Origin of the sequence: Streptomyces sp. ML-6 (genome assembly GCF_030116705.1) — a bacterium.
Classification (GTDB): domain Bacteria; phylum Actinomycetota; class Actinomycetes; order Streptomycetales; family Streptomycetaceae; genus Streptomyces.
Map to the genome: position 1 here is coordinate 4,584,867 of NZ_JAOTIK010000001.1, position 21,317 is coordinate 4,606,183.

The window sequence follows — 21,317 nt, forward strand, 5'->3', positions numbered from 1 at the left end:
GTGGCTGCACCGGAGGGTGTCGAGGAGGGGTCTTCGAGGAGTACGGAAGGGGTCCTCGCGGCACTTCCGGAACGCGGCGCGGGTGCCTGCCGGGAACCGGACGCGGACACTCCGGGAAGGGGCCGGGAGTGCTCCGGAAAGGGGTGCGGGGGCGCTCCGGGAAGTGGGCGGGAGTGCTCCGGGGAGTGGGATCGGGAACGCCCCGCGCCCCCGGTGCCGTACGGGTGGCGCCGCGGGTCTAGCCTCGCGATGTGGACAATTCAACCGTTTCAACCGCCGCGGGCGACGGCCGCCGCAACCGGCCGCGCGTCGGCCACATCCAGTTCCTCAACTGCCTGCCGCTGTACTGGGGGCTGGCACGCACCGGGACCCTGCTCGACCTGGAGCTCTCGAAGGACACCCCGGAAAGGCTCAGCGAGCAACTGATCAGGGGCGATCTGGACATCGGCCCCGTCACGCTGGTGGAGTTCCTGCGCAACGCCGACGACCTGGTCGCCTTCCCCGACATCGCGGTGGGCTGCGACGGTCCCGTCATGTCGTGCGTGATCGTGTCCCAGGTCCCGCTGGAACAGCTGGACCGGGCCCGGGTGGCGCTCGGCTCGACCTCGCGCACCTCCGTGCGGCTGGCCCAGCTGCTGCTCGCCGAGCGGTACGGGGTGAACCCGGACTACTACACCTGCCCGCCGGACCTGGGCCTGATGATGCAGGAGGCGGAGGCGGCCGTACTGATCGGCGATGCCGCGCTGCGCGCCAACCTGCACGACGCGCCCCGGCTCGGCCTCCAGGTCCATGACCTCGGGCAGATGTGGAAGGAGTGGACCGGGCTGCCGTTCGTCTTCGCGGTCTGGGCGGCCCGCAAGGACTACCTGGCGATCGAGCCCGAGCGGGTGGGCAAGGTGCACGAGGCGTTCCTGGCCTCGCGGGACCTCTCCCTGGAGGAGGTCGCCAAGGTCGCGGAACAGGCGGCGCGCTGGGAGGCGTTCGACTCGGAGGTGCTGGAGCGGTACTTCACGACCCTGGACTTCCGCTTCGGGCCGGACCAGTTGGCAGGCGTGTCGGAGTTCGCGCGCCGGGTCGGCCCGACCACCGGCTTCCCCGCGGACGTGAAGGTCGAGCTGCTCGGCGGCTGACCGCGCGGGGGAGGCGGGGCGCGGCGGGATGCGGTACGGGGATACGGGTGCCGCATGGGCGCGGGCGGGGGGAGGTACGGATCGGGCCGCCGGGGGGAGGTACGGATCGGGCCGCCGGGCGGATGTGCGGATCGGGCCGCCGGGTGAATGTGCGGATCGGGTTGTCGGGGGAATGCGCCGGACATGGATGAATCCTGTACTTTCCGGGGCGCTTATCCGTTCCCGCCCCTCTTCCCGCCCTCTCCCCCGCGCCCTTCCCTTCTCTTCCGTCTCCTTCCCCTCGCTCCGTTCCCTTCCCTTCCTCTTGCTCCGTTCCGTTCCCTTCGCTCCGTTCCCGGTCCGTCCGGCCGTCGATTCGATTCGGGGCAATACGCGTCGAATAACCGATTGCCCGAAGGCGGGATGCGGCGAGCTGGTTCGCGCACCGTAATCGCTCGGGTGAACGACTCATTCACGCCTTTTGTGGTGCCGAAAGTTGTTGTTCGTTCCCTCAGGGGCGAAATAGGCGGATGGTTTCCTCTGTGACCCGATGACCTTCGCCCCCTAGGCTTCGGTCGGAGGTCGGGCCGGTACACAGGGGGAGTTCATATGCAGCCGCTGGAAGCCGGCGAACCGTTGAGCATCGGCGCCTACCGATTGCTCGGCAGGCTCGGTGCGGGCGGCATGGGCCGGGTCTATCTGGGGCGCAGCGCCGGAGGGCGCACCGTGGCGGTCAAGGTCGTGCACCCCCACTTCGCCCTCGACGAGCAGTTCCGCGCCCGCTTCCGGCGCGAGGTGGACGCGGCGCGGCGGATCGGCGCGCAGTGGACGGCGCCGGTGCTGGACGCCGACCCGGACGCGCCCATTCCGTGGGTCGCCACCGGTTACGTGGCCGGGCCGCCGCTCTCCGCCGCGGTCGCCGAGCACGGGCCGCTGCCCGAGAACGCGGTGCGGACGCTGGGCGCCGGGCTCGGGGAGGCGCTGGCCGCCGTGCACGCGCAGGACCTCATCCACCGCGACGTGAAACCGTCCAACGTGCTGCTGGCCCTCGACGGCCCCCGCCTGATCGACTTCGGGATCGCCCGCGCCCTCGGCGCCACCGCCTCGCTCACCTCCAGCGGGGTGTCGGTCGGCTCGCCCGGTTACATGGCGCCCGAGCAGATCCGGGGCGTCGACGTCTCGGGCGCGGCCGACGTCTTCTCGCTCGGCGCGGTGCTCGCGTACGCGGCGACCGGGACGGCCCCCTTCCTCGGCGACTCCTCGGCCGTACTCCTCTACAAGGTGGTGCACGAGGAGCCCGAGCTGGGCGAGCTGGAGGGGGACCTGCGGGAGGTCGTCGCCGGCTGCCTGATGAAGGACCCCCGGGACCGGCCCACGCCCCTGGAGCTGGCCCGGCGGCTGGCGCCGGACGGGGCCGCCGCGCTGGTGGCGGCCGGGTGGCTGCCCGGACCGCTGGTGCGCGAGGTCAGCCGGTCGGCGGTCGCGCTGCTGGACCTGGAGCCGCAGGACGCGCCGGTGCAGTCGGGGCCGGTGCCGTTCAGCAGCGCGGCGTGGGGCGCGGCCGGCGGGAACGGGGGCGGCAACGGGGACGGGGGCGGCAACGGGGGCACGGGCGGGCCCGGCGGCGGGGGCGGCGGGTTCGGCAGTGCGGGCAGCGGGTTCGGGCCGCCGGTCGATCCCTTCCCCACGCACGACCCGACCCGGCTGTCGCATCCGGGCATACTGCCCTCGTGGCCCACCCCGGCCGGTGCGGGCGAGCCGGCCGGAGCACCGGGAACGGCCGGAGCACCGGGAACGACCGGGGCGCCGGGGACCGCCGGGGCCTCGGGGACGGCCGGACCGCACGGCCGGTCCGACAGGTCCGGGCCGTACGGTCCACGGCCCGCCGACCCCCGTTTCTCCGTCACCGTCAGCGCGGACTCCACCCCGGCCCGGCCGGACGCGAACCGCGGCCGGAGGCTGAGCTGCACCCTCGCGCTCGCCGTGGCGGGCGCACTCGCCGCCGTGACCGTGGGCGCCGCGTTCCTCTTCGACCTGATGCCGGGCGGCAACACCAGCGCCGACGCCGGGCACGGCAGCGAGAGCCCCGAGCCGGGCGCCTCCCGGTCCAGCCCGTCGCGGCCCACCGAATCGGGCGACTCCGGCACGGGAGGAGCGGGCGAGGCCGCCGCGCTCCCGAAGGAGTTCGTCGGCACGTGGCAGGGCCCGGTCACCGAGAAGACCACGGGGCAGCCGCACGGAACGCTCACGGCCGTCTTCACCGCCGGGAAGAAGGGCGCGGACGTGGTCCGCATGAACACCGAGCTGACCCGCCTCGGCATCACCGTCAGCTGCAACAGCGTCGCCACCCTCACCTTCGTCGAGGGCAAGGAGCTGACCCTGGAGGAACGCACCGACCCGGACCGCCCCAGCACCCCCGGCCTGTGCACCTCCACCACCTCCGTCGTCCACTTCACCCGCACCGCCGACGGCACCCTGGAGTTCCGGTCCGAGGAGCGGGGCGCGGGGCTTCCGTACGGCACGCTGACCCGGTCCGGCAGCTGAACCCGACAGGGGCTGGCGTACGCTGAACCGGTCCGTAGATCGTTGAAAAACCGCCGAAAGGTGACAGCCCGGTGACCGAGAAGGCCGACCTTCAGCCCATCCTCGACCGAGCCGCCGAAGGCGGTCGGATCTCCGCGGAAGAGGCGCTCGACCTCTACCGTTCGGCACCGCTGCACGCCCTGGGCGCGGCCGCCGACGCCGCCCGCCGACGCCGTTACGCCGGTACGGAGCACATTGCGACGTACATCATCGAGCGCAACATCAACTACACGAACGTGTGCGTCACGGCCTGCAGGTTCTGCGCCTTCTACGCCGCGCCGAAGGACACCGCCAAGGGCTGGACCCGCGACCTCGACGACATCCTGCGCCGCTGCGCGGAGACCGTCGAACTCGGCGGGACCCAGATCATGTTCCAGGGCGGCCACCACCCGGACTACGGCGTCGAGTACTACGAGGAGCACTTCTCCGCGATCAAGAAGGCGTTCCCCCAGCTGGTCATCCACTCGCTGGGCGCCTCCGAGGTCGAGCACATGGCCCGGATCTCCAAGGTCTCCGTCGAGGAGGCCATCCGGCGCATCCACGCCGCCGGACTCGACTCCTTCGCGGGCGCCGGTGCCGAGCTGCTGCCGGCCAGGCCGCGCAAGGCGATCGCCCCGCTCAAGGAGTCCGGCGAACGCTGGCTGGAGATCATGGAGATCGCGCACGGCCTCGGCGTCGAGTCCACCTCCACCATGCTCATGGGCACCGGCGAGACCAACGCCGAGCGCATCGAGCACCTGCGGATGATCCGTGACGTCCAGGACCGGACGGGCGGCTTCCGGGCGTTCATCCCGTACACGTACCAGCCGGAGAACAACCACCTGAAGGGCCGGACGCAGGCGACGCTCTTCGAGTACCTGCGGATGATCGCCATCGCCCGGCTCTTCCTCGACAACGTCGCGCACATCCAGGGCTCCTGGCTGACCACCGGCAAGGAGGTCGGCCAGCTGACCCTGCACTACGGCGCCGACGACCTCGGCTCGATCATGCTGGAGGAGAACGTGGTCTCCTCGGCCGGGGCCAAGCACCGCTCCAACCGGATGGAGATCATCGACCTGATCCGCAAGGCGGGCCGGGTACCGGCGCAGCGCGCCACCACGTACGAGCACCTCGTCGTCCACGACGACCCGGCGAACGACCCGGCCGACGACCGCGTCGTCTCGCACATCTCGTCCACGGCGATCGAGGGCGGCACGGCACACCCCGAACTGAAGCTCCTGAGCACCAACTGACGCCCCCGTCCCCCCACCACCACAGATCGGAGAGGCCGCGTTGCTGACGATCCACGCCGCCGACGCGGTGCACGGGGGACCGGACGGGGCCGACGCCGTGGCCGTGGACGGTGCCGTGGTCGTCGCCGTCGGACCGTGCGCGGAACTGGCCGCCGCCCGGCCGCGGGCCCGGATCCGGCAGTGGTCCGGCCTGATCACCCCGGGGCTGCTGAACGCGGGCGCCCCGGCACTGCTGGAGGCCGCCTACCACCCGGACCCGCGAGAGGCGGACGAACTCGGCGAGGAACCGCTCACCGGCGCCGCGCTCGCCGCGCTCGGCATGGACGACGCCCGCTGGGGCGCCAGTGCCCGGCGCGGACTGCAACGGATGCTGCGGCACGGCACGACCGCCGTCCGGGGCCCCTTCGCCCGGCCCGCCGTGCGCACGGCCGTCGCCCGCTCGGGCCTGCGCGTCCACGCCCCCGCCGGACCGGCGGCGGGCCCCGCCTCCCTGGACCCGCTGGTCGCCGGTCCGGGAGGGGGACCAGGTCCGGGACCGGGACCGGCCGAGGTGTTCGCGACGCCCCTCGACCCCGGCGGCCCCGCGGACCTGGCGGTGTTCGACGTACCGGACCTGGCGGCGCTGCTCGCCGAGGGCGCCGGGTGCTGCACGGCGACGGTGCTCGACGGGCGGCTGGTCTTCCGGCGGCGCTGAGGGCCGTCCCGTAACGGTGCTCGACGGGCGATTGGTCTTCCGGCGGCGCTAGCCCAAACCTGTCGACGGCCGTTACGTCCCGTTCGGCCGTTTCGTCTTCGTCACGGCACTGCGGGGCCGCCCAGGTAGCGCCCCTCGGCGTCGTACGGCCAGGCGTTGGAGACGCAGCCCTTCAGCCCGTATATCTGCTGCATCATCGCGGGGGCGGGGCGGCCCCTGCCCGGGCAGGTCTCGTGGCCCCGGCCCAGCCAGTGGCCCACCTCGTGGTTGATGATCAGGGCCCGGTACTCGGCGAGCGGGCCGTGGAACTCGGGCGACCCCTGCTGCCAGCGCTTGAGGTTGACCATGACGTCGGCGCCGACCCGGCAGTTGACCTCGCCGTGCGTGTCGAGGCCGCTCCGGCCGCAGACGGTGTCGGTGGTCGCGGGCGTGGCGATACGGATCACCAGGCCCGCCGGTCCCTCGGAGACCCGGCGGAAGCTGTGCTCGCCGCGGTGCGACCAGCCGCGCGGCGAGGACAGGACGCGGGCGATCTCGGCGGCGGCCCGGTCCGGGTCGACGCCCGTGCCCTTCTCCACCTCGACCCGGTACGGCTTGCCGCCCCGCTTCCCGCCGTCCCGGGGTTCGGCGCGGGCGACGGCGAACGTGCCGGTGCCGGCCGGCGGCGTCCTGGACGCGGTGGGCACGTCCGGCTTCTTCCCCTCCCCGGCGAGCCGGGGCGGCCCCGCCACCACGACGGCACAGACCAGTGCCGCCGGTACGAGGACCGCGGCCCACAGCCGGCCGCGGCCCCGCTCCGGCCGGCCCCGCCGACGTGCGTTCCGTACCGACATCCGTGCCTCCCCGGCCCCGGGCGGCCCGGTGCCCCCCTTCTGTACTGACCGCCGACGGACCCGGTTGGTTCAGTCCACGCGCCGGTGACCCCCGACCGGCGCGTGGCGCGGCGGACCGGGCTGCTTGAATGGACGGGTGACCCGAGCCTCCCTGGACAAGCAGCCGCACGAAGTCGCCACGATGTTCGACAAGGTGGCGGCGAACTACGACCTCACCAACGACGTGCTGTCCCTCGGCCAGGCCCGACTGTGGCGGAAGGAGGTCGCGAAGGCGGTGCACGCCCGGCCCGCGGAGAAGATCCTCGACCTGGCGGCGGGCACGGCGACGTCGTCGCTGCCGTTCGCCGCGACGGGCGCGTACGTCGTGCCGTGCGATTTCTCCCTCGGCATGCTGGAGGAGGGCAAGAAGCGCCACTCCTGGCTGCCCTTCACCGCGGGCGACGCCACCCGGCTGCCGTTCCGCGACGAGACCTTCGACGCGGTGACGATCTCCTTCGGGCTGCGCAACGTCCAGGACACGGACGCCGCGCTGCGCGAGCTGTACCGGGTGACGAGGCCGGGCGGACGGGTGGTGATCTGCGAGTTCTCCCAGCCGACCTGGGAGCCGTTCCGCACGGTCTACACCGAGTACCTGATACGGGCGCTGCCGCCGGTCGCGCGCGCCGTCTCGTCCAACCCCGACGCGTACGTCTACCTCGCCGAGTCCATCCGCGCCTGGCCCGACCAGCCCGGCCTCGCGTCCGCGCTCCAGCGGGCCGGCTGGTCGAAGGTCGCCTGGCGCAACCTCACCAGCGGCGTGGTGGCGCTGCACCGGGGCGTACGCCCCTGACCGCGATGGCGGGCCCACCCCCTGAACGGTGACGGGCCCCTGAACGGTGGCGGGTCCCTGAACGGTGGCGGGCGCGGGCCCGCCACGTAACGCTCCGGTGACTTCGGCCGACGGGAACCGGGCGTCGGTGAAGATGTGTCCCTGACAGGTCACGTCTTTCCACGCCCTGTTCCCGTTTCCGTATCTGCCGTCGGAGCCTTCATGTCGTCGTACTGCCCCTTCTGCGGAACTCCGGCCCTGGACGAGGCCCGCTTCTGCATGAAGTGCGGGCGCGAGCGTCCGGACACACCCCCGGCGGAGGCCACCGCGCCGACGACGCCGGAGGCGGCGCCCCCGCAGCCCCCGTCCCGGCCTCCGGTGTCCCCGGCCCCGCCGCTCCAGCCGCCGCCGCCCGCCGGTCCCCCGCCCGGAACTCCCGGGTACGCAACCCCCGCCCCGGGCGCTCCCGGGCCCGGGTACGCGCCGATACCGGCGGGCCCGCCGATGGCCCCGCCGACGACGGCCCCTGCCGGGCCGTCGCCCGTCGGGGAGTTCTTCGGCCGCGTCCTCCGCGGCGGCTGGGCCGGTGCGGCGAGGGCGGCGGCCTGGCCCAGCGGACTGCTGGTCGCCCTCGCGGTGGCGCTCGCCATTCCCTCGTACGGGCAGGACGACACGGTCGTCGTCGGGTGGACCGACCGGCTGCGGATCGCGCTGGCGATGCTGCTCCAGGCGTTCGGCGGCAACTTCGAACTGCGGGCCGTGGGCCCGACCGGCCGTTACGGGGAGGACTACGGGGGCGACTACGGGGAGGACTACGGGGGCGGCTACGACTCCGACGGCTACGGCATGGATGGGGACATGACGCAGGGCGGCGCCGTGCTCTCCGTCGTCCCGCTGACCGTCACCGTGCTGTGGCTGGGCGCGCTGTTCCTGGCCGCCAGGGCGGCCCGCAAGCGGGGCGACGGCATGGAGGCCGCGGTTCGGATCAGCCTCGTGGCCTCGGCCGTCGTGCTGGTGCTCGGGCTGTTCTCCCAGCCCGAGATCGCCGGGGTCTCGATCTCGTCCGCGCCACTGCTCGCCATGCTCGGGGCGCTGACGCTGTCGCTGCTCGTCACCGCCGGGGCGCTGTACCGCGACGATTCGGGCCGGTGGCGGGCGCAGCGGCCCGCCGTGCACGCCGCGCTCCGGACGGCCGGGACGGCGGTACGGGCGCTCGGCGCGGTGCTCCTGCTCTGCTCCCTGATCGGGTTCATCTCCTACGCCAACATCGATGACGTGGACGGCGAGGCGATGCTGATCGCGCTGCCGCTGCTGCCGAACATCGGGCTCGCGGTGCTCGGCGTGAGCTGGGGCGCCCCGGTCGAGTACGACGTGCGGGGCCGGCTCGGTTACTTCGGCTCGGGTATGGAGCACGGCGGCTTCGGGCTCCCCGAACTGGGCGACGAGGTCGGCGGCTGGGCGGTGACCTGCGCGGTGGTGACCGGTGTGGTGTGCGCGCTCGCGGTGGGCATCATGGCCGCGCGGCGCTCGGCGGACCGGCGCGAACAGGCCGCCGCGGGCGCCCTGTTCCTCGCGATGTTCCTGGTGCTGTGCGGGATCGGCGGGGTGTCCACGGAACTGTCGGGCGGCTTCGTGGAGATGGGCGGGCAGGGCACGGCGGAGTTCGCGCCGAGCGTGCCGGACGCGCTGCTGTTCGGACTGCTGTGGGTGGGCGGCGCGGTGTTCGTGGCGCCGTACCTGCTGCGCATGGCGGGCGGGGGCACTCCGCCCGCCCCGCCGACGCCGCCCGGCCCGATGCCCCCGGGCATGCCCCCGGCGTACCCGGGCGGGGCCCCGGTCGTACCGGCGCAACCGGGCACGACCCCCGGCACCCCGGCCCACCCCGCACCGCCCCAGGCCCCGGCGTCCCAGAACCCGACCGGCCAGGCCCAGGCCCAGGCCCAGGCCCCGGCCCCGGCTCAGTTCCCGTCCCAGGGCCCCGGCCCGTACGCGTACGCGTACGACGAGCGGACCGCGCAACTGTCCGCCGCGCCCGGGACGTCGCCCGCCTCCCGGCCCGCCCCGGCGACCGGCTCCCGCAGGCGCACGGTGTTCGTCTGGACCGGCACGCTCCTCGCGGCGCTGCTCGTCGGTGGCGGCGCCACCGCGGGCGTGCTGTTCCTCCTGGACGGTTAGGAGGACGACCCGGCGGGCGGGAAGCGGGCGGGAACAAGGCCGGCGCAACGACCGGCCCGTCGGGGGAGGGCACCTCGTGGGCCACCCGGCCCCTCGACGACACCGACTGACGGCCGCCGCCGTTGCGTCAGCACCGGCGGCGGCCCCTCACCGCACCGCCGAGGTCCCGGTCACGACGTCGGCCGGAAGCAGTCCACCCGTCGTCCCGTCTTCGGATCGGTGAAGCTCTCCGCCCGCTCCAGGCCCAGCCGCCGGGCCACGGCGATCGACCGCTCGTTGCCCGCGTCGATCAGCGCGACCACCCGTTCCACCCCGGCCGCGCGCAGCCGCTCCAGCGTGATGCGCGCGGCGGCGGTGGCGTACCCCCGGCCCCAGGCCGACCTGGCCAGCCGCCAGCCGATCTCGATCTCGCCCACCGGCCCGTATTCGGTCCGCGGCCAGGGCTGGGCACCGGTGAAGCCGATCACCTCGCCGTCCTCGTCGAGCACGGTCCAGAGGCAGAAGCCGAGTTCCGCGTCGAGCTTGCGCTGACGGGCGGTCCACTCCTCGTACAGGGAGATCTCCTCCGACGTACCGCCGAAGAACTTCATCACCTCGGGGTCGTCGAAGGCGCGGTGCCAGGAGAGCGCGTCCTCGTCGGTCGGGACACGCAGGTGCACGGAAGGAGCGGAGGAGGTGGCGGAGGGAGCGCCGGAATGCTCGGTCGACATCTGGGAGCCCTTCGGAAGTCGATCAGGGAACCCCCATAGACTGCATGGGACAGGTGCCGCGCGGCACGCGATTTCGAGTCTTCGGGAGATCCGACCGTGACCGAGCAGCTCCTCTCCGAGCACAGCGCGGATGTGATCGTCGTCGGGGCAGGCCCGGCCGGATCCACGACCGCGTACTACCTCGCCAAGGCCGGACTGGACGTCCTGCTCCTGGAGAAGACGGCCTTCCCCCGCGAGAAGGTCTGCGGCGACGGCCTCACCCCGCGTGCCACCAAGCAGCTCGTCGCCATGGGCATCGACATCTCCGAAGAGGCCGGCTGGCTGCGCAACAAGGGCCTGCGGATCATCGGCGGCGGCGTCCGCCTCCAGCTGGACTGGCCGGACCTCGCCGCGTACCCGAACTACGGACTGGTCCGCAAGCGCGACGACTTCGACGAACAGCTGGCCCGCCAGGCGCAGAAGGCCGGCGCGAGGCTGTACGAGCGCTGCAACGTCGGCGCCCCGGTCGTCGATGACCGCACCGGCCGCATCACCGGCGTCACCGCCAAGCTCGGCGAGGAGAAGACCCCGGTCACCTTCCACGCCCCGCTCGTCGTCGCAGCCGACGGCAACTCCACCCGGCTGTCGCTCGCCATGGGCCTGCACCGCCGCGAGGACCGCCCGATGGGCGTCGCCGTGCGCACGTACTTCACCTCGCCCCGCCACGACGACGACTACCTGGAGTCCTGGCTGGAGCTGTGGGACCGCCGCGGCCCCCAGGACCGGCTGCTGCCCGGCTACGGCTGGATCTTCGGCATGGGCGACGGCACGTCCAACGTCGGCCTCGGCATCCTCAACTCCTCCTCCGCCTTCAAGGAGCTGGACTGGCGCGAGGTCCTCAAGGCGTGGTGCGCCTCGATGCCGGAGGACTGGGGCTTCACCCCGGAGAACATGACGGGGCCGATCCGCGGCGCCGCCCTCCCGATGGCCTTCAACCGCCAGCCGCACTACACCCGGGGCCTGCTGCTCGTCGGCGACGCGGGCGGCATGGTCAACCCGTTCAACGGCGAAGGCATCGCGTACGCCATGGAGTCGGGCCAGATCGCCGCCGACGTCATCGTCCAGGCCCACGCCCGTACGACCCCCGCGCAGCGCGAACTGGCGCTGAACAACTACCCGAAGGTGCTCAAGGAGACCTACGGCGGCTACTACACGATGGGCCGCGCCTTCGTGAAGCTGATCGGCAACCCGAAGGTCATGAAGATCGCCACCCAGCGCGGCCTGACGCACCCGCTGCTGATGAAGTTCACGCTGAAGATGCTCGCCAACCTCACCGACCCCACGGGCGGCGACGCGATGGACCGCATCATCAACGGCCTCTCCAAGGTGGCCCCGAGGGCCTGACCGGCCGCGCACGTTCCCCCCGGCCTGCACGTTTCCCCGGACCCCTGCACGTTCCCCGGCCCCGGCGGGCAGGTATGGCTACTCATACCTCGTGCGAGTGATCGTGCGGAGGTGACCCTGAGCCCCCGTCCGTTAACCTCTGCGGCGACAGTCACGACGAGCACGGCCGCCACGGGCGGGGTGCTCGGGCCCGGGGAGGACACCAGCATGGCGTGGGACGAGTGGGAACAGCTCAAGGCAGAGGCCGCCGGCCGGCACCCCACGCGATTACGGATCGACGGCCTGCCGGGGGAGAACGGCCCCGCCGCCCCGCCCGGTGGGGGCGGCCCCGGAACACTCAGGCACAAGGGCGGCCCGTGGACGCGGGCGGCCGGCACCGCGGGCGACCTCCAGACCGACACGATCACCGCCAGGACCGCCCTGCGCAGGGCCCACGAAGGCACCGCCGACGGGCTGACCGGACTGGCCGGCCTCGAAGCGCTCAAGTCCGTACTCACCTCGTGGGACGAACGCCTCGGCAGGGTCCGCGACGAATGCGGTTCCCTGGAACCGAAGTTGCGGCAGGTGGCCGTGATCCTGGGCGAGGTGGACATCGAGGTGGGGAACAGCGCCAAGTCGGTCGTGGTGCCCGGCACCCGGAGGGGCGAGTAGGCCATGGCCGCAACACCCGGACTGACCTGGCAGCGTCTCCGCGACCTCAGGCCGGCGGAACTGACCGGGGCGGCCGACGGCTGGCGCGCCGCCTCCGCGTTCGCCGACGCCGCCCGCGAACGAGTCGACGCCGACATGAGCGGCAGGCTCACCAGGACCCAGGACAGCGAATCCGCCCGGTCGGCCGTGAAACGGCTGAGGCGACTGAGCGAGAACTACCACTACATCCACACCGAGACCGGCCTGATCCGAGGAACCCTCGACGGATTCGCCGACGAACTCGCCGCCCCGCAACGCAAGTTGCGCACCGCCCTCACCGACGCCGCTTCCCTCGGCTACACCGTCAACGACAACGGCAGCGTCGACTACCCGGCCGGCGGCAGGAACGAACTGACCGGCGACACACCGCCCGGCGGCTCCGTGATGGGAGACAACGGCCTCATCGGCGCCGGAAACCCGGGCCTGTACTACGACGCCAACGGCATGTACGACCCCGCCAAGGGCCCGGGCGTCCCCACCCTGAAGAACCTCAACCCGCACCACGCCAAGGCCCAGGACATCGCCGACCGCATCGCCCACGCCCTGCGGGAGGCGCACGAGATCGACGAGCGGTACAGCGCGGCACTCGACAAACTCAGGGCGGCCCCGGGCCTCACGGTCGACAGCAGGACGTGGGCGGACGTCGCGTCCGATTCCGATGCGGTGAGCGGGGCCGCGCGGGAGTACCTGGAGAAGAACGTTCCGCTCGACAAGCCCCCCGCGGAACGCAAGGAGTGGTGGGACCACCTCAGCAAGGAGCAGCGCGAGGAGTACGTCTCCGCGTTCCCGGGGCTGATCGGCAACCTGGACGGGATTCCGGCACTGGCGCGCGATGAGGCGAACCGGGAGAACCTCCAGATGCTCATCGGGAAACTCGAGGGGAGGCATGACGAGGCTTCCCGGGACATGCTGGGCGGTCTGAAGGGGATCCAGGAGAAGCTGGGAAAGGGCGGCGATCCACCGATGTACCTGCTGGGTATCGGCGACGAGGGCAATGGCCGCGCGATCATTGCCTACGGCAACCCGGACACCGCCGACAATGTCTCGGCATACGTCCCCGGGCTCGACACCAAGTTGGATGCGGATTTCGCCGGGGGAACGGTGAATCGTGCATGGCAAACAGCCATCGGTGCGCAAGAGGCCAACCCGTCCAGCAGTACTTCATCGATTGTGTGGCTCGGATACGACGCGCCGCAGATGACACCGAGCGACCTGGTCAGTGGCAGGAGCGTGATGCTCACGAACGATGCCGAAGCGGGAGCCCCTGCCTACAACGCGTTCATGGCGGGGATCTCCGCGACGAACGAGGGCTCCCCGCACGTCACTGCCATCGGACATTCCTATGGCTCCCTCACGGTCGGACTCGCAGCCCAGGAGAAAGACGGCATCCCAGGCGCCGACGACATCATCCTGGTCGGAAGTCCCGGCACCGGCGCGGACAGCGCCCAGGACCTCAACGTGGGTAAGGGGCATGTGTTCGTGGGTGCAGCCGACAACGACATCGTCACAAAACTACCGAACCATGATGAAGCATCAGGAATGCTCTCCGGTGCGGCAGGCGGGGGTTCAACCGGTTTTGTTCTGGGAGCGAGTTCCGGCCCGCTGGGAGCGGTTGCCGGCGGAGCTGTCGGGGCTATTGCCGGAGGGGTTGGTGGCTACATGGCCCAAGACGCACAGACCGACCCCGATGAACATTGGTTCGGCACCGACCCGGCAAGTAGGAATTTCGGGGCCACGCGCTTCCTGGTGGATGACGGGGCGACAATTCTGGAAGACCGTGGAAAGATGTCGGCGCATTCGAATTATTTCGACCCGGCGAAAGATCAGAAGTCAGCAGACAATATTGCCAAGATTGTAGCCGGGAAGGCTGGAAAAATCACCGAGGAGGTATCGCGATGAGGGTTCTTAGGGCTGTGTCGATGGCTTCTGGTGTGTTACTTCTGGCTGGATGCGGAGCATCGAGTGATTTGACTGGGCAGGGGGGAAAGATGGACATGCAGGAAGCGGCTGAGCGGGCTGACGAAATCCTTGACGGTACTTTTGCTGCAATCAAGCCTCCGGTGTACTGGACGCACGGTCAGTCGACCGAAGGCGGATGTGATGTGCAAAGGCGTCGAGCAGTCATGACGATTATCTCGGAGGAGCGTCGAGGGAGCTTCCTGGGGGTGATCGAGCGCTACTGGAAGAGTCGAGAATACAAGCAGCTCGCAGTGAATAATTCGGATATTCCAGCCATGTACTACAGGACGCCTGATGGATTCAACGTGCGCGTTCTTGTTGGCGCCAACGGGCAAGCGTTCTTTGAAGTCGCGACGCCTTGCGTGAACCCCTCCGAGGTTTCTCTGCCGAAGACGGAAACAGTCGGCCCGAACTATGCAGGAAAGAAGATTCCTTTCCCGTATGTCAAGTCGGACTTCTGGTCCGCGAAGGGTTCGCTCTCTTCCCGCGCGTGACGTCCCGGCCGGCACTCGCCCGCCAGCCGCCAGCCGCCGGCCCTCAGCCGTTCCGGTGGCCGGCGTCCGCGTGCGGGCGGTGGTGGTCGCCGTCCTCGGTGCGCTTTCCGCCGGTGGCGACCACGCGGCCCCTGGGCCTGCGCGGGAGCAGCCGCATCCGGGTCAGCAGGTCGGTGATGGCGAAGTCGTAGCGGGGCTGGAGCAGCAGGAGCAGGCCCACCCCGCAGACGAACGCGATGCCGTACAGGATCCAGGACTTGGCGCCGCGCGCCGAGAAGGCCACGATCCCGAACGAGAACAGCGCCGACCAGAAGTACATGAGCAGCACGGCCCGGCGGTGCGAGTGGCCGAGCTGGAGCAGGCGGTGGTGGAGGTGGCCCTTGTCGGCGGCGAAGGGGGACATCCCGTTCCAGGTGCGCCGGACGATGGCGAGCACCAGGTCCGCGACCGGCAGCGCGATGACGGACAGCGGCAGCAGCAGCGGGATATAGACCGGCACCATCGCGGCCGAGCCGGACGTGTTGTCGACCGACTGGTTGAGGAGGCTGGGGTCCACCTCCCCGGTGACGGAGACCGCGCATCCGGCGATGACCAGGCCGAGCAGCATGGACCCCGAGTCGCCCATGAAGATGCGGGCCGGGTGCGAGTTGTGGACCAGGAAGCCGAGGCACATGCCCGCGACGATCGCGGAGATCAGGGTGGTGGAGGCGGCGGCCTCGATCCCGTAGCCGTACCAGAGCCGGTACGCGTACAGGAAGAACGCCGTCGCCGCGATGCCCACCGTCCCGGCGGCCAGGCCGTCGAGCCCGTCGACGAAGTTGACCGCGTTGATGGAGACGACGATCAGTCCCACGGTCAGCAGGGTGCCCTGCCAGTCGGAGAGGTAGATCCCATCGGTGCCCGGCACCGGGAGCCAGAGGATGGTCAGCCCCTGGAAGACCATCACCCCGGCGGCGAGCACCTGACCGCCGAGCTTGACCAGTGCGTCGACGCCCCATTTGTCGTCGAGTACGCCGAGCAGAAAGATCAGGGTCGCGCCGGACAGCAATGCCCGTGGCGTCGAGCTCTGGGTGAAGATCTCTTCCAGGTGCGGCATGTGGGAAGCGACCAGCAGCCCGGCCAGCAGCCCGCCGAACATGGCCGTGCCGCCCATGCGCGGAGTGGGCTCGCGGTGGACGTCGCGCGCCCGGACCTCGGGGACCACCCCGATCGAGATGGCGAACTTCCGGACGGGGCCGGTCAGGAGAACGGTCACCGCGGCCGTGATGAACAGCATGAGCAAGTAGTCCCGCACGGGCGGCCTCACATCCCGGCCCACGGGGGCCGATACCTGAACACTTTCTTCCGGTGCTTCCGGGGCTGCTGCTCAGGGTTGGACGGAGCCGGTGGCGAGTCCGTTCCGGTGGCACGGGTGACCCGGACCCTGTTTCGAGGCCCTCACTGCACCCCGGCGAGCCTAGCTCATGCGGATCTCTGTGCGGTGCGGGGCGGTGGGGAGGGGCGAGGAGGGCGCGAAGGGCGGGGGCGGGGCTCCGGTGAGGTGGGTGCCGAGCGATACGTACGTCAGCGGGCGAATGTGCCATTCGAGGTGCCGGCCGCCGCGCAGCATGAGCGTGAATCCGCAGGGTTCGCCGCGGTGGAGTGCGCCCAGGGCCTGCACCCAGCCGCCCCGGTCCGACCAGTGGTGGGCACGGACCAGTTCGCGCGGTGTGAGACCGAAGAGATGGTTCGTCCGGAGCTGGACGCGGAGGGCACGGACGGCCTCCTGGGGCGTGGCCAGGACGCGCAGGTCGATCGGCTCGGGGACGAAGCCGGTGGCGGGGCCGTAGCGGAGGGCCTCGAAACGGTAGCCGTGTTCGACGACCGGCTGCAAGGGAGTGAGGGGCGCACACATCGTCGTTGACCGTCCGATCGCGGCGGCGCGCCAAGTGGCGCGAGGGCAGGGAGAGTCGGGCGTCACGTGTGGTGTGCGGGAGCGGATGACCCCACCATGCGGCGACGCAGAGAGACGCAGAGTGACGGTAGCGTCACGGATGACGGCGGTGCAACCATGCCCCGGAGCATGGTTGTCGAAAAAGCGGGAGAGCCCCCACTCGGTGGGGGCTCTCCTGAGGCAGCTGAGTGACGTTACTGGGCGAAATGGTCGAACTCGCCCGCCTTGACGCCCTGGATGAAGGCGGCGAACTTGCTGCGACTCGTCCTGGTCACCGCGCTCGGGTCGTCGCTCTCGCGCACCAGGATCTCGTCGCCCTGCCCTGCCACCTCGACGCACTGTTCTCCGCCGCCGGAGAACGACGACTTCTGCCATTCGATGTCTGCGCTCATGCCGCGGATTATCACAGGTCCCGTGCGAGGTGGTGAACGAAGCTCAGCGACTCCTCGGGCCCGAGGCTGACCTGCTGGGCGAAGTCGAGCTGCATGCGGTACCGGTTCAGATCGGCCGCTGCGTCGAGGTAGGCCCCTCTGAACGGGGTGTCGATGTGGACGGTGTCCAGTTGCGGTGTCACCCCGCCCGCGTACAGCACGGTCTGGGTCACCTCGACGAACTTCTCGCTGGCGAACGGGATCACGCGTACGGTCACCCCCGGCCGGTCGGCCGCCTCCAAGAGGTGCAGCAGCTGGCCGCGCGCGACCTCGCGACCGCCGACCCGCATGCGGAGTCCGGCCTCGTGGATGATGACGTCGAACTTCGGTGGTTTCTCGCGGGCGAGCACGGTCTGTCTGCGCATGCGGTGCTCGACCCTCGCTTCCACCTCGTCCTCGGGCAGCTTGGGCAGCACTCCCTCGAACAGCGCACGCGCGTACTGCGGTGTCTGGAGCAGACCCGGCAGCGTCACGGACTGGAGGCAGCGCATGTAACTGGCGTGGTGTTCCAGTTCTGCGATGTCCAGGAAGCCCGGGGCCAGTACGCCGCGGTACTCGTCCCACCAGAACTGTCCTCGGTGCTCCCGCGATATGGCGCACAGTGCATCGATCAACGCGGCGTCGTCGCACGCGTAGAAGCTGGCCAGGCGACGGATCCGTTCCTCGCTGACGCCGATGCGGCCCGCTTCCATGTGACTGATCTTCGCCTGGTCGGTCGAGATCAGTCCGGCGGCCTCGCGAGCGGTCCTGCCGGCCTGCTCGCGCAGCTTTCTCAGTTCGCAGCCCAGGCGTGCTTGGCGGGCGGTCGGGTTGTCCCTCGGTGGCATGTCACCATCCTTCGTCGCCGCGCAGTCTCGCGCGGCGCGGCTCTCCCGGTCCACCCGATCGCGTGAAGTGGCAGTGGCAACCTTGCTACGGGTCTTTCCTGCACCCTATGGTCCCAGTGGGCGACGCCCAAAAGCGTCAGTGAACCGAAGTGCAGCCACCCGTAAGCGAGTTGAACGCGTACGGGGCTCGGCCGATGCCACGGACCGCGCCCACCGCACGGCGTTCCGGAGACCGCCCCACGTAGGGAGACCGCGTCATGGCCTCTGTAACCGCTCCTCCGTCACCCGTTCCCCACCTCCCGCAGCGCGGTGAGCGTTACCGGCTTGTCGTGCCGAACGGCTCCACCGCCCCGAAAGTCGTGCGGGACTTCGTGGCGACGGTGTTGCGGGTCGGTGGGCACCCGGGCCTGGTCGACGATGCTCGGCTCTGCGTGAGCGAGGTCGTCTCCAACGTGTACTGCCATACGGATTCACCGCAGGTCCGGGTGGAGGTCACCGTCAACCACCGGCAGGTGACGGTCTATGTGACGGACGGCGAACCGGGCCGCCTGCCCGCGCCGCCGCCCTCACCGGCCCCCGCGCCGGGGGCCGGGGTGGGCGAGGGCGGGCGGGGGCTCCTCCTCGTGGACGGGCTCGCAGCCCGGTGGGGAGCCACCGCGTACGGGACGAGGGCGCCGCACTCGAAGACGGTGTGGTTCACCCTCGCCGGCCGCTGAGCGGGCCCGGTGTGCGACCCCGAGCGGGACCACCCGCAGGCGTGGTTCGTCCCTCCGTTTGATTTGGACGACCGTCCAGGACTATCGTCCAAAAAGACGGCCGACTCCATGCACACACGTAACGGAGAGCGTGATGAATCAATCCTTGCTGGCGACGGTGACCGCGGCGCTCCTGGTCTGGGAGGCGCTGCTGCTGATTCCCATGGTCCCGGGGAAGCTGATCGATACGAGGGACTTCTCCCCGCTTCCCCGCTGGCAGTACAACAGCTTCAACGTGTATCTGACCTCCCTCGGGCTCGCCAGCTTTGTGGTGGCCGGCTTCGCCCTGGCCGGGCAGCACTGGGCCTTCGTGGCGGCGCTGGTGCTGAGCCTCGGCTACATCGCGGTCTTCGCGGCCGACCTCGGTGCGGTCTTCCCCGTGGTGCCCGACCCCCTGCCGGTACAGTTGCTCGTTCTCGAAGCGATCTCGCTGGCCTCGGCCGGTGTGCTCGCCGTGATCGCGATCCAGGGGGTACGGCTGTGAGCGACGGGTCCGCGAACCCCTCGCGCGGGACGGAGACGCGCGAGAAGATCATCGAAGCCGCCGCCTCCCTCATTCCTGAGCTGGGCTGGGGCGACGTGAGCAGTCGGCGGGTGGCGGAGCGCGCGGGCGTGAACACCGGGGTGATCCACTACCACGTGGGGAGCATCGGCGAACTCCGGCGCATCGCCGCGGTGCGGAAGATCCGGACGTTCTTCCTCGACCGGATCGACGAGGCCCTGTCGCTGACGGATCCGGCAGCGGCCGTGGAGACCATGCTCCGGGCGCTGTCCGCCAACGATCCGCGCGATCCGGAACTGCTGCTGCTGTACGAGTCCCTCGTCGCCGCGAGCCGGGACGACGAGCTGCGCGCCGAGATCGCCGCCCTGCTGGCCGAGTTGCGGCAGCGGCTGTGCGACTGGTTCGGGGCCCGGGGCGTCGCGCGCCCGCTCACCGTCGCGGTCACCCTCACGGCGGCGATCGACGGCTACCTGCTCCAGCGGTCGCTCGACCCGTCCGTCGAGCCCGGCCCCCTCATCGACGGCCTGGTCGGCCTGGTCCGGCAACAGCTCGCGGCCGACGGGGCGTGAGACGCGGAAGTGCGAGGGCCGGGAGGTGGGGAACCACCGCCCGGCCCCCGCACCCGGGGGACGAAATCCTCAGCCGCTGCCGTGCCGGGCAAGAACCCGGCCGCCCTCGGTCCGGCCGCCCTCGGTCCGGACGTCCCCGCCCCGGGCGCCCTCGGTCCGGGAGTCCTCGCCCCGAACGTCCCCGCCCCGGGCACCCTCGTGGTGCACGTCCAGCTGAACGGGCACGAGGCGAGAGCCCTGTCCGGCCGCGGTCTTCGGCGCGGTCCGCTCCCGTACGACGAGCAGCCCCGCCAGTACCAGCGCCACCCAGAGCACCGGAGCGAGCGGATTTCCGGGGGCGATGAATCCCTGGGCGGCGAGTCCGAGAAGGCCGCCGGCGGAAAGGACCGCGGCGAGAACGATTTTCCCGAGGCCCATTTCCGAGGCCGCACCGGAACCACGGCGGAATTCGAACCGGCCGAACACCCTGGTGAAGCACACCAGGAACACCCCCGAAACGCCGACCCACAGCGGTGCCACCGCGAACCACATCGGGCTGCCGGGGGTCGGGGTCGAGAATCCGAGTCCGACGACCGCGATTCCCGCCGTCATCACGAGCGCGGGCATGTGCCAGAGGTACAGGGTCATGAACCGGGTTCCGCACCACCCCAGAACGGCGGTGACCGACGGACGTGCGGCGAGCCGGGTGATGACGGGTTTGAGCGTCAGCCAGAGCCCGAGCTGGCCGACCGCCAGCGACAGCATCAGCGCGGTCGGAGGGCTCATGTTGGAGACCGGGGCGCCGGGCATTCCGATCATCGACGCCGGGTAGGGCCCGAAGAACACGGCGACCGCGGTGAGTCCGAAGCCGGCCGCGGACAACCCCGCCGACGCCCATCCGCTTCGTATGCGCAGGCTGCCGTCGGCGTAGTGGAAGCCGATCTGGTGGACCGCCAGCCAGACGAACAGGGCGTTCACGAAACCGATCGCGGGGCCGACCTCGAAGCGCAGCACGTCGACGGCCAGGGCGCAGACGGCGAGCACGCCGACCACGCGCCACCCGTACCGGCGGTACCACCCGTACATCACCGGGGTGAGCGCGACCACGAGGACGTAGACGGCGAGGAACCAGAGCAGCTGGCCGGCTATTTTGCCCGCCAGCAGCACCGGCTGTTCCGGCACCCCCGCACCGATCAACACGTGGGGCAGCAGCAGCCACACGGCGGCCAGGGGCACCACCGGCACCAGGAGACGCGCAATTCTGCTCCGGAGCCAGACGCGCGTCGATTTCGTCGGCCGGAACGAGAAGAAATTGGCCGCGCCACCCGCGAAGAAAACCATCGGCATGACCTGCGTCAGCCAGGTGACGACCCACCAGCCGGGACTCGCGAGCGCATTTCCGGTGCTCAAGTGCCCGTTCTCGTAGGCGAGTACGGGCATGAGCCAGTGCTGGGAAATCACTGCCAGCACGCACAGCGCTCTGATGACATCTATGAATGGATCACGACCGCGACCGGGTGAATGAGCCTGCGTCTGCTGCATGCAAACATCGTGCTGTCGGCAGACGAATCGGGCAGTAAAGCGGTCCCCCGAATTCATCGGGGTGCCAGCACCGCGTGCCGGGGTGGGGTTCTCCCCACCCCGTACGGGG

At 70.9% G+C, this 21,317-nt stretch carries 20 protein-coding genes and 1 pseudogene; 14 read left to right on the forward strand and 7 right to left on the reverse strand.

The window, feature by feature from the left end; translation table 11 throughout:
- Positions 1 to 251 precede the first annotated feature (251 nt).
- The 4 genes from OCT49_RS20470 (at position 252) to OCT49_RS20485 (ending at position 5,618) form a co-directional block, all read left to right on the forward strand.
- Positions 252 to 1,130, forward strand: coding sequence for a menaquinone biosynthetic enzyme MqnA/MqnD family protein (locus OCT49_RS20470; protein WP_283853305.1), 879 nt, complete (start codon positions 252 to 254; stop codon positions 1,128 to 1,130).
- 588 nt (positions 1,131 to 1,718) lie between these two features.
- Positions 1,719 to 3,653 (forward strand): protein kinase domain-containing protein, encoded by a 1,935-nt coding sequence (locus tag OCT49_RS20475; protein ID WP_283853306.1) that lies wholly within the window; start codon positions 1,719 to 1,721, stop codon positions 3,651 to 3,653.
- Positions 3,654 to 3,724: 71 nt separating this feature from the next.
- Positions 3,725 to 4,924, forward strand: a complete 1,200-nt coding sequence (mqnC, locus tag OCT49_RS20480; RefSeq protein ID WP_283853307.1) for a cyclic dehypoxanthinyl futalosine synthase — start codon at positions 3,725 to 3,727, stop codon at positions 4,922 to 4,924.
- 40 nt (positions 4,925 to 4,964) lie between these two features.
- Positions 4,965 to 5,618 (forward strand): hypothetical protein, encoded by a 654-nt coding sequence (locus OCT49_RS20485; protein WP_283853308.1) that lies wholly within the window; start codon positions 4,965 to 4,967, stop codon positions 5,616 to 5,618.
- Positions 5,619 to 5,719: 101 nt separating this feature from the next.
- Here the strand turns inward: OCT49_RS20485 and OCT49_RS20490 are convergent, their stop codons facing one another.
- The gene (locus tag OCT49_RS20490) at positions 5,720 to 6,451 is read right to left on the reverse strand and encodes a DUF3152 domain-containing protein (protein WP_283853309.1); all 732 of its coding nucleotides are present in this window, start codon (positions 6,449 to 6,451) and stop codon (positions 5,720 to 5,722) included.
- A gap of 136 nt (positions 6,452 to 6,587) precedes the next feature.
- On the opposite strand from OCT49_RS20490, the gene OCT49_RS20495 reads away from it, so the two are divergent.
- From OCT49_RS20495 to OCT49_RS20500, 3 genes and pseudogenes are all read left to right on the forward strand, one after another.
- Positions 6,588 to 7,280, forward strand: a complete 693-nt coding sequence (locus OCT49_RS20495; RefSeq protein ID WP_283853310.1) for a demethylmenaquinone methyltransferase — start codon at positions 6,588 to 6,590, stop codon at positions 7,278 to 7,280.
- A 201-nt stretch (positions 7,281 to 7,481) separates the two neighbouring features.
- Positions 7,482 to 7,550 (forward strand): annotated as a pseudogene (locus OCT49_RS40140) (zinc-ribbon domain-containing protein); the annotation flags it as partial.
- A gap of 213 nt (positions 7,551 to 7,763) precedes the next feature.
- Positions 7,764 to 9,434: a cell division protein PerM gene (locus OCT49_RS20500; RefSeq protein ID WP_283853311.1), complete on the forward strand. Its 1,671-nt coding sequence runs from the start codon at positions 7,764 to 7,766 to the stop codon at positions 9,432 to 9,434.
- 170 nt (positions 9,435 to 9,604) lie between these two features.
- On the opposite strand, the gene OCT49_RS20505 is transcribed toward OCT49_RS20500, so the two are convergent.
- Positions 9,605 to 10,144 (reverse strand): GNAT family N-acetyltransferase, encoded by a 540-nt coding sequence (locus OCT49_RS20505; RefSeq protein ID WP_283853312.1) that lies wholly within the window; start codon positions 10,142 to 10,144, stop codon positions 9,605 to 9,607.
- A gap of 96 nt (positions 10,145 to 10,240) precedes the next feature.
- Between OCT49_RS20505 and OCT49_RS20510 the strand changes: the two genes are divergently transcribed.
- The 4 genes from OCT49_RS20510 to OCT49_RS20525 all read left to right on the forward strand — a co-directional run bounded on the left by OCT49_RS20510 (position 10,241) and on the right by OCT49_RS20525 (position 14,670).
- On the forward strand, positions 10,241 to 11,527 hold the full coding sequence (locus OCT49_RS20510; RefSeq protein ID WP_283853313.1) for a geranylgeranyl reductase family protein: 1,287 nt from the start codon (positions 10,241 to 10,243) through the stop codon (positions 11,525 to 11,527).
- A 207-nt stretch (positions 11,528 to 11,734) separates the two neighbouring features.
- Positions 11,735 to 12,178, forward strand: a complete 444-nt coding sequence (locus tag OCT49_RS20515) for an amino acid ABC transporter permease (RefSeq protein WP_283853314.1) — start codon at positions 11,735 to 11,737, stop codon at positions 12,176 to 12,178.
- Positions 12,179 to 12,181: 3 nt separating this feature from the next.
- A complete protein-coding gene (locus OCT49_RS20520; RefSeq protein WP_283853315.1) occupies positions 12,182 to 14,116 on the forward strand; it encodes an alpha/beta hydrolase in 1,935 nt (644 codons plus the stop codon).
- An 89-nt stretch (positions 14,117 to 14,205) separates the two neighbouring features.
- Complete coding sequence (locus OCT49_RS20525; RefSeq protein WP_283853316.1) at positions 14,206 to 14,670, forward strand: hypothetical protein; 465 nt, start codon at positions 14,206 to 14,208, stop codon at positions 14,668 to 14,670.
- Positions 14,671 to 14,713: 43 nt separating this feature from the next.
- Here OCT49_RS20525 and OCT49_RS20530 read toward each other — a convergent pair whose 3' ends face one another.
- The 4 genes from OCT49_RS20530 to OCT49_RS20545 all read right to left on the reverse strand — a co-directional run bounded on the left by OCT49_RS20530 (position 14,714) and on the right by OCT49_RS20545 (position 17,861).
- Positions 14,714 to 15,946, reverse strand: a complete 1,233-nt coding sequence (locus OCT49_RS20530; protein WP_391725460.1) for an MraY family glycosyltransferase — start codon at positions 15,944 to 15,946, stop codon at positions 14,714 to 14,716.
- Positions 15,947 to 16,126: 180 nt separating this feature from the next.
- Complete coding sequence (locus OCT49_RS20535) at positions 16,127 to 16,564, reverse strand: hypothetical protein (protein WP_283853318.1); 438 nt, start codon at positions 16,562 to 16,564, stop codon at positions 16,127 to 16,129.
- Positions 16,565 to 16,797: 233 nt separating this feature from the next.
- Positions 16,798 to 16,995 carry a DUF397 domain-containing protein gene (locus tag OCT49_RS20540; protein WP_283853319.1) on the reverse strand — a complete coding sequence of 66 codons (198 nt, stop codon included), beginning with the start codon at positions 16,993 to 16,995 and terminating at the stop codon, positions 16,798 to 16,800.
- A gap of 11 nt (positions 16,996 to 17,006) precedes the next feature.
- A complete protein-coding gene (locus tag OCT49_RS20545) occupies positions 17,007 to 17,861 on the reverse strand; it encodes a helix-turn-helix domain-containing protein (RefSeq protein WP_283853320.1) in 855 nt (284 codons plus the stop codon).
- Positions 17,862 to 18,118: 257 nt separating this feature from the next.
- Here OCT49_RS20545 and OCT49_RS20550 point away from each other — a divergent pair, with 257 nt between their 5' ends.
- The 3 genes from OCT49_RS20550 to OCT49_RS20560 all read left to right on the forward strand — a co-directional run bounded on the left by OCT49_RS20550 (position 18,119) and on the right by OCT49_RS20560 (position 19,687).
- On the forward strand, positions 18,119 to 18,577 hold the full coding sequence (locus OCT49_RS20550) for an ATP-binding protein (RefSeq protein ID WP_283853321.1): 459 nt from the start codon (positions 18,119 to 18,121) through the stop codon (positions 18,575 to 18,577).
- Between the two features lie 133 nt (positions 18,578 to 18,710).
- Positions 18,711 to 19,100, forward strand: coding sequence for a DUF8051 family protein (locus OCT49_RS20555; protein ID WP_283853322.1), 390 nt, complete (start codon positions 18,711 to 18,713; stop codon positions 19,098 to 19,100).
- Positions 19,097 to 19,687: a TetR/AcrR family transcriptional regulator gene (locus OCT49_RS20560; RefSeq protein ID WP_283853323.1), complete on the forward strand. Its 591-nt coding sequence runs from the start codon at positions 19,097 to 19,099 to the stop codon at positions 19,685 to 19,687. The genes OCT49_RS20555 and OCT49_RS20560 overlap by 4 nt, the downstream gene beginning before the upstream one ends.
- A 69-nt stretch (positions 19,688 to 19,756) precedes the next feature.
- On the opposite strand, the gene OCT49_RS20565 is transcribed toward OCT49_RS20560, so the two are convergent.
- Positions 19,757 to 21,265, reverse strand: coding sequence for an acyltransferase family protein (locus OCT49_RS20565; RefSeq protein WP_349632796.1), 1,509 nt, complete (start codon positions 21,263 to 21,265; stop codon positions 19,757 to 19,759).
- Positions 21,266 to 21,317: the final 52 nt, after the last annotated feature.

Coding starts and splice junctions, on each gene's coding strand:
- OCT49_RS20475 (WP_283853306.1), top strand. CDS start 1,719: ATGCAGCCGCTGGAAGCCGGCGAACCGTTGAGCATCGGCGCCTACCGA.
- OCT49_RS20490 (WP_283853309.1), bottom strand. CDS start 6,451: ATGTCGGTACGGAACGCACGTCGGCGGGGCCGGCCGGAGCGGGGCCGC.
- OCT49_RS20500 (WP_283853311.1), top strand. CDS start 7,764: ATGGCCCCGCCGACGACGGCCCCTGCCGGGCCGTCGCCCGTCGGGGAG.
- OCT49_RS20505 (WP_283853312.1), bottom strand. CDS start 10,144: ATGTCGACCGAGCATTCCGGCGCTCCCTCCGCCACCTCCTCCGCTCCT.
- OCT49_RS20515 (WP_283853314.1), top strand. CDS start 11,735: ATGGCGTGGGACGAGTGGGAACAGCTCAAGGCAGAGGCCGCCGGCCGG.
- OCT49_RS20520 (WP_283853315.1), top strand. CDS start 12,182: ATGGCCGCAACACCCGGACTGACCTGGCAGCGTCTCCGCGACCTCAGG.
- OCT49_RS20525 (WP_283853316.1), top strand. CDS start 14,206: ATGGACATGCAGGAAGCGGCTGAGCGGGCTGACGAAATCCTTGACGGT.
- OCT49_RS20530 (WP_391725460.1), bottom strand. CDS start 15,946: ATGCTGTTCATCACGGCCGCGGTGACCGTTCTCCTGACCGGCCCCGTC.
- OCT49_RS20535 (WP_283853318.1), bottom strand. CDS start 16,564: ATGTGTGCGCCCCTCACTCCCTTGCAGCCGGTCGTCGAACACGGCTAC.
- OCT49_RS20540 (WP_283853319.1), bottom strand. CDS start 16,995: ATGAGCGCAGACATCGAATGGCAGAAGTCGTCGTTCTCCGGCGGCGGA.
- OCT49_RS20545 (WP_283853320.1), bottom strand. CDS start 17,861: ATGCCACCGAGGGACAACCCGACCGCCCGCCAAGCACGCCTGGGCTGC.
- OCT49_RS20550 (WP_283853321.1), top strand. CDS start 18,119: ATGGCCTCTGTAACCGCTCCTCCGTCACCCGTTCCCCACCTCCCGCAG.
- OCT49_RS20555 (WP_283853322.1), top strand. CDS start 18,711: ATGAATCAATCCTTGCTGGCGACGGTGACCGCGGCGCTCCTGGTCTGG.
- OCT49_RS20565 (WP_349632796.1), bottom strand. CDS start 21,265: ATGAATTCGGGGGACCGCTTTACTGCCCGATTCGTCTGCCGACAGCAC.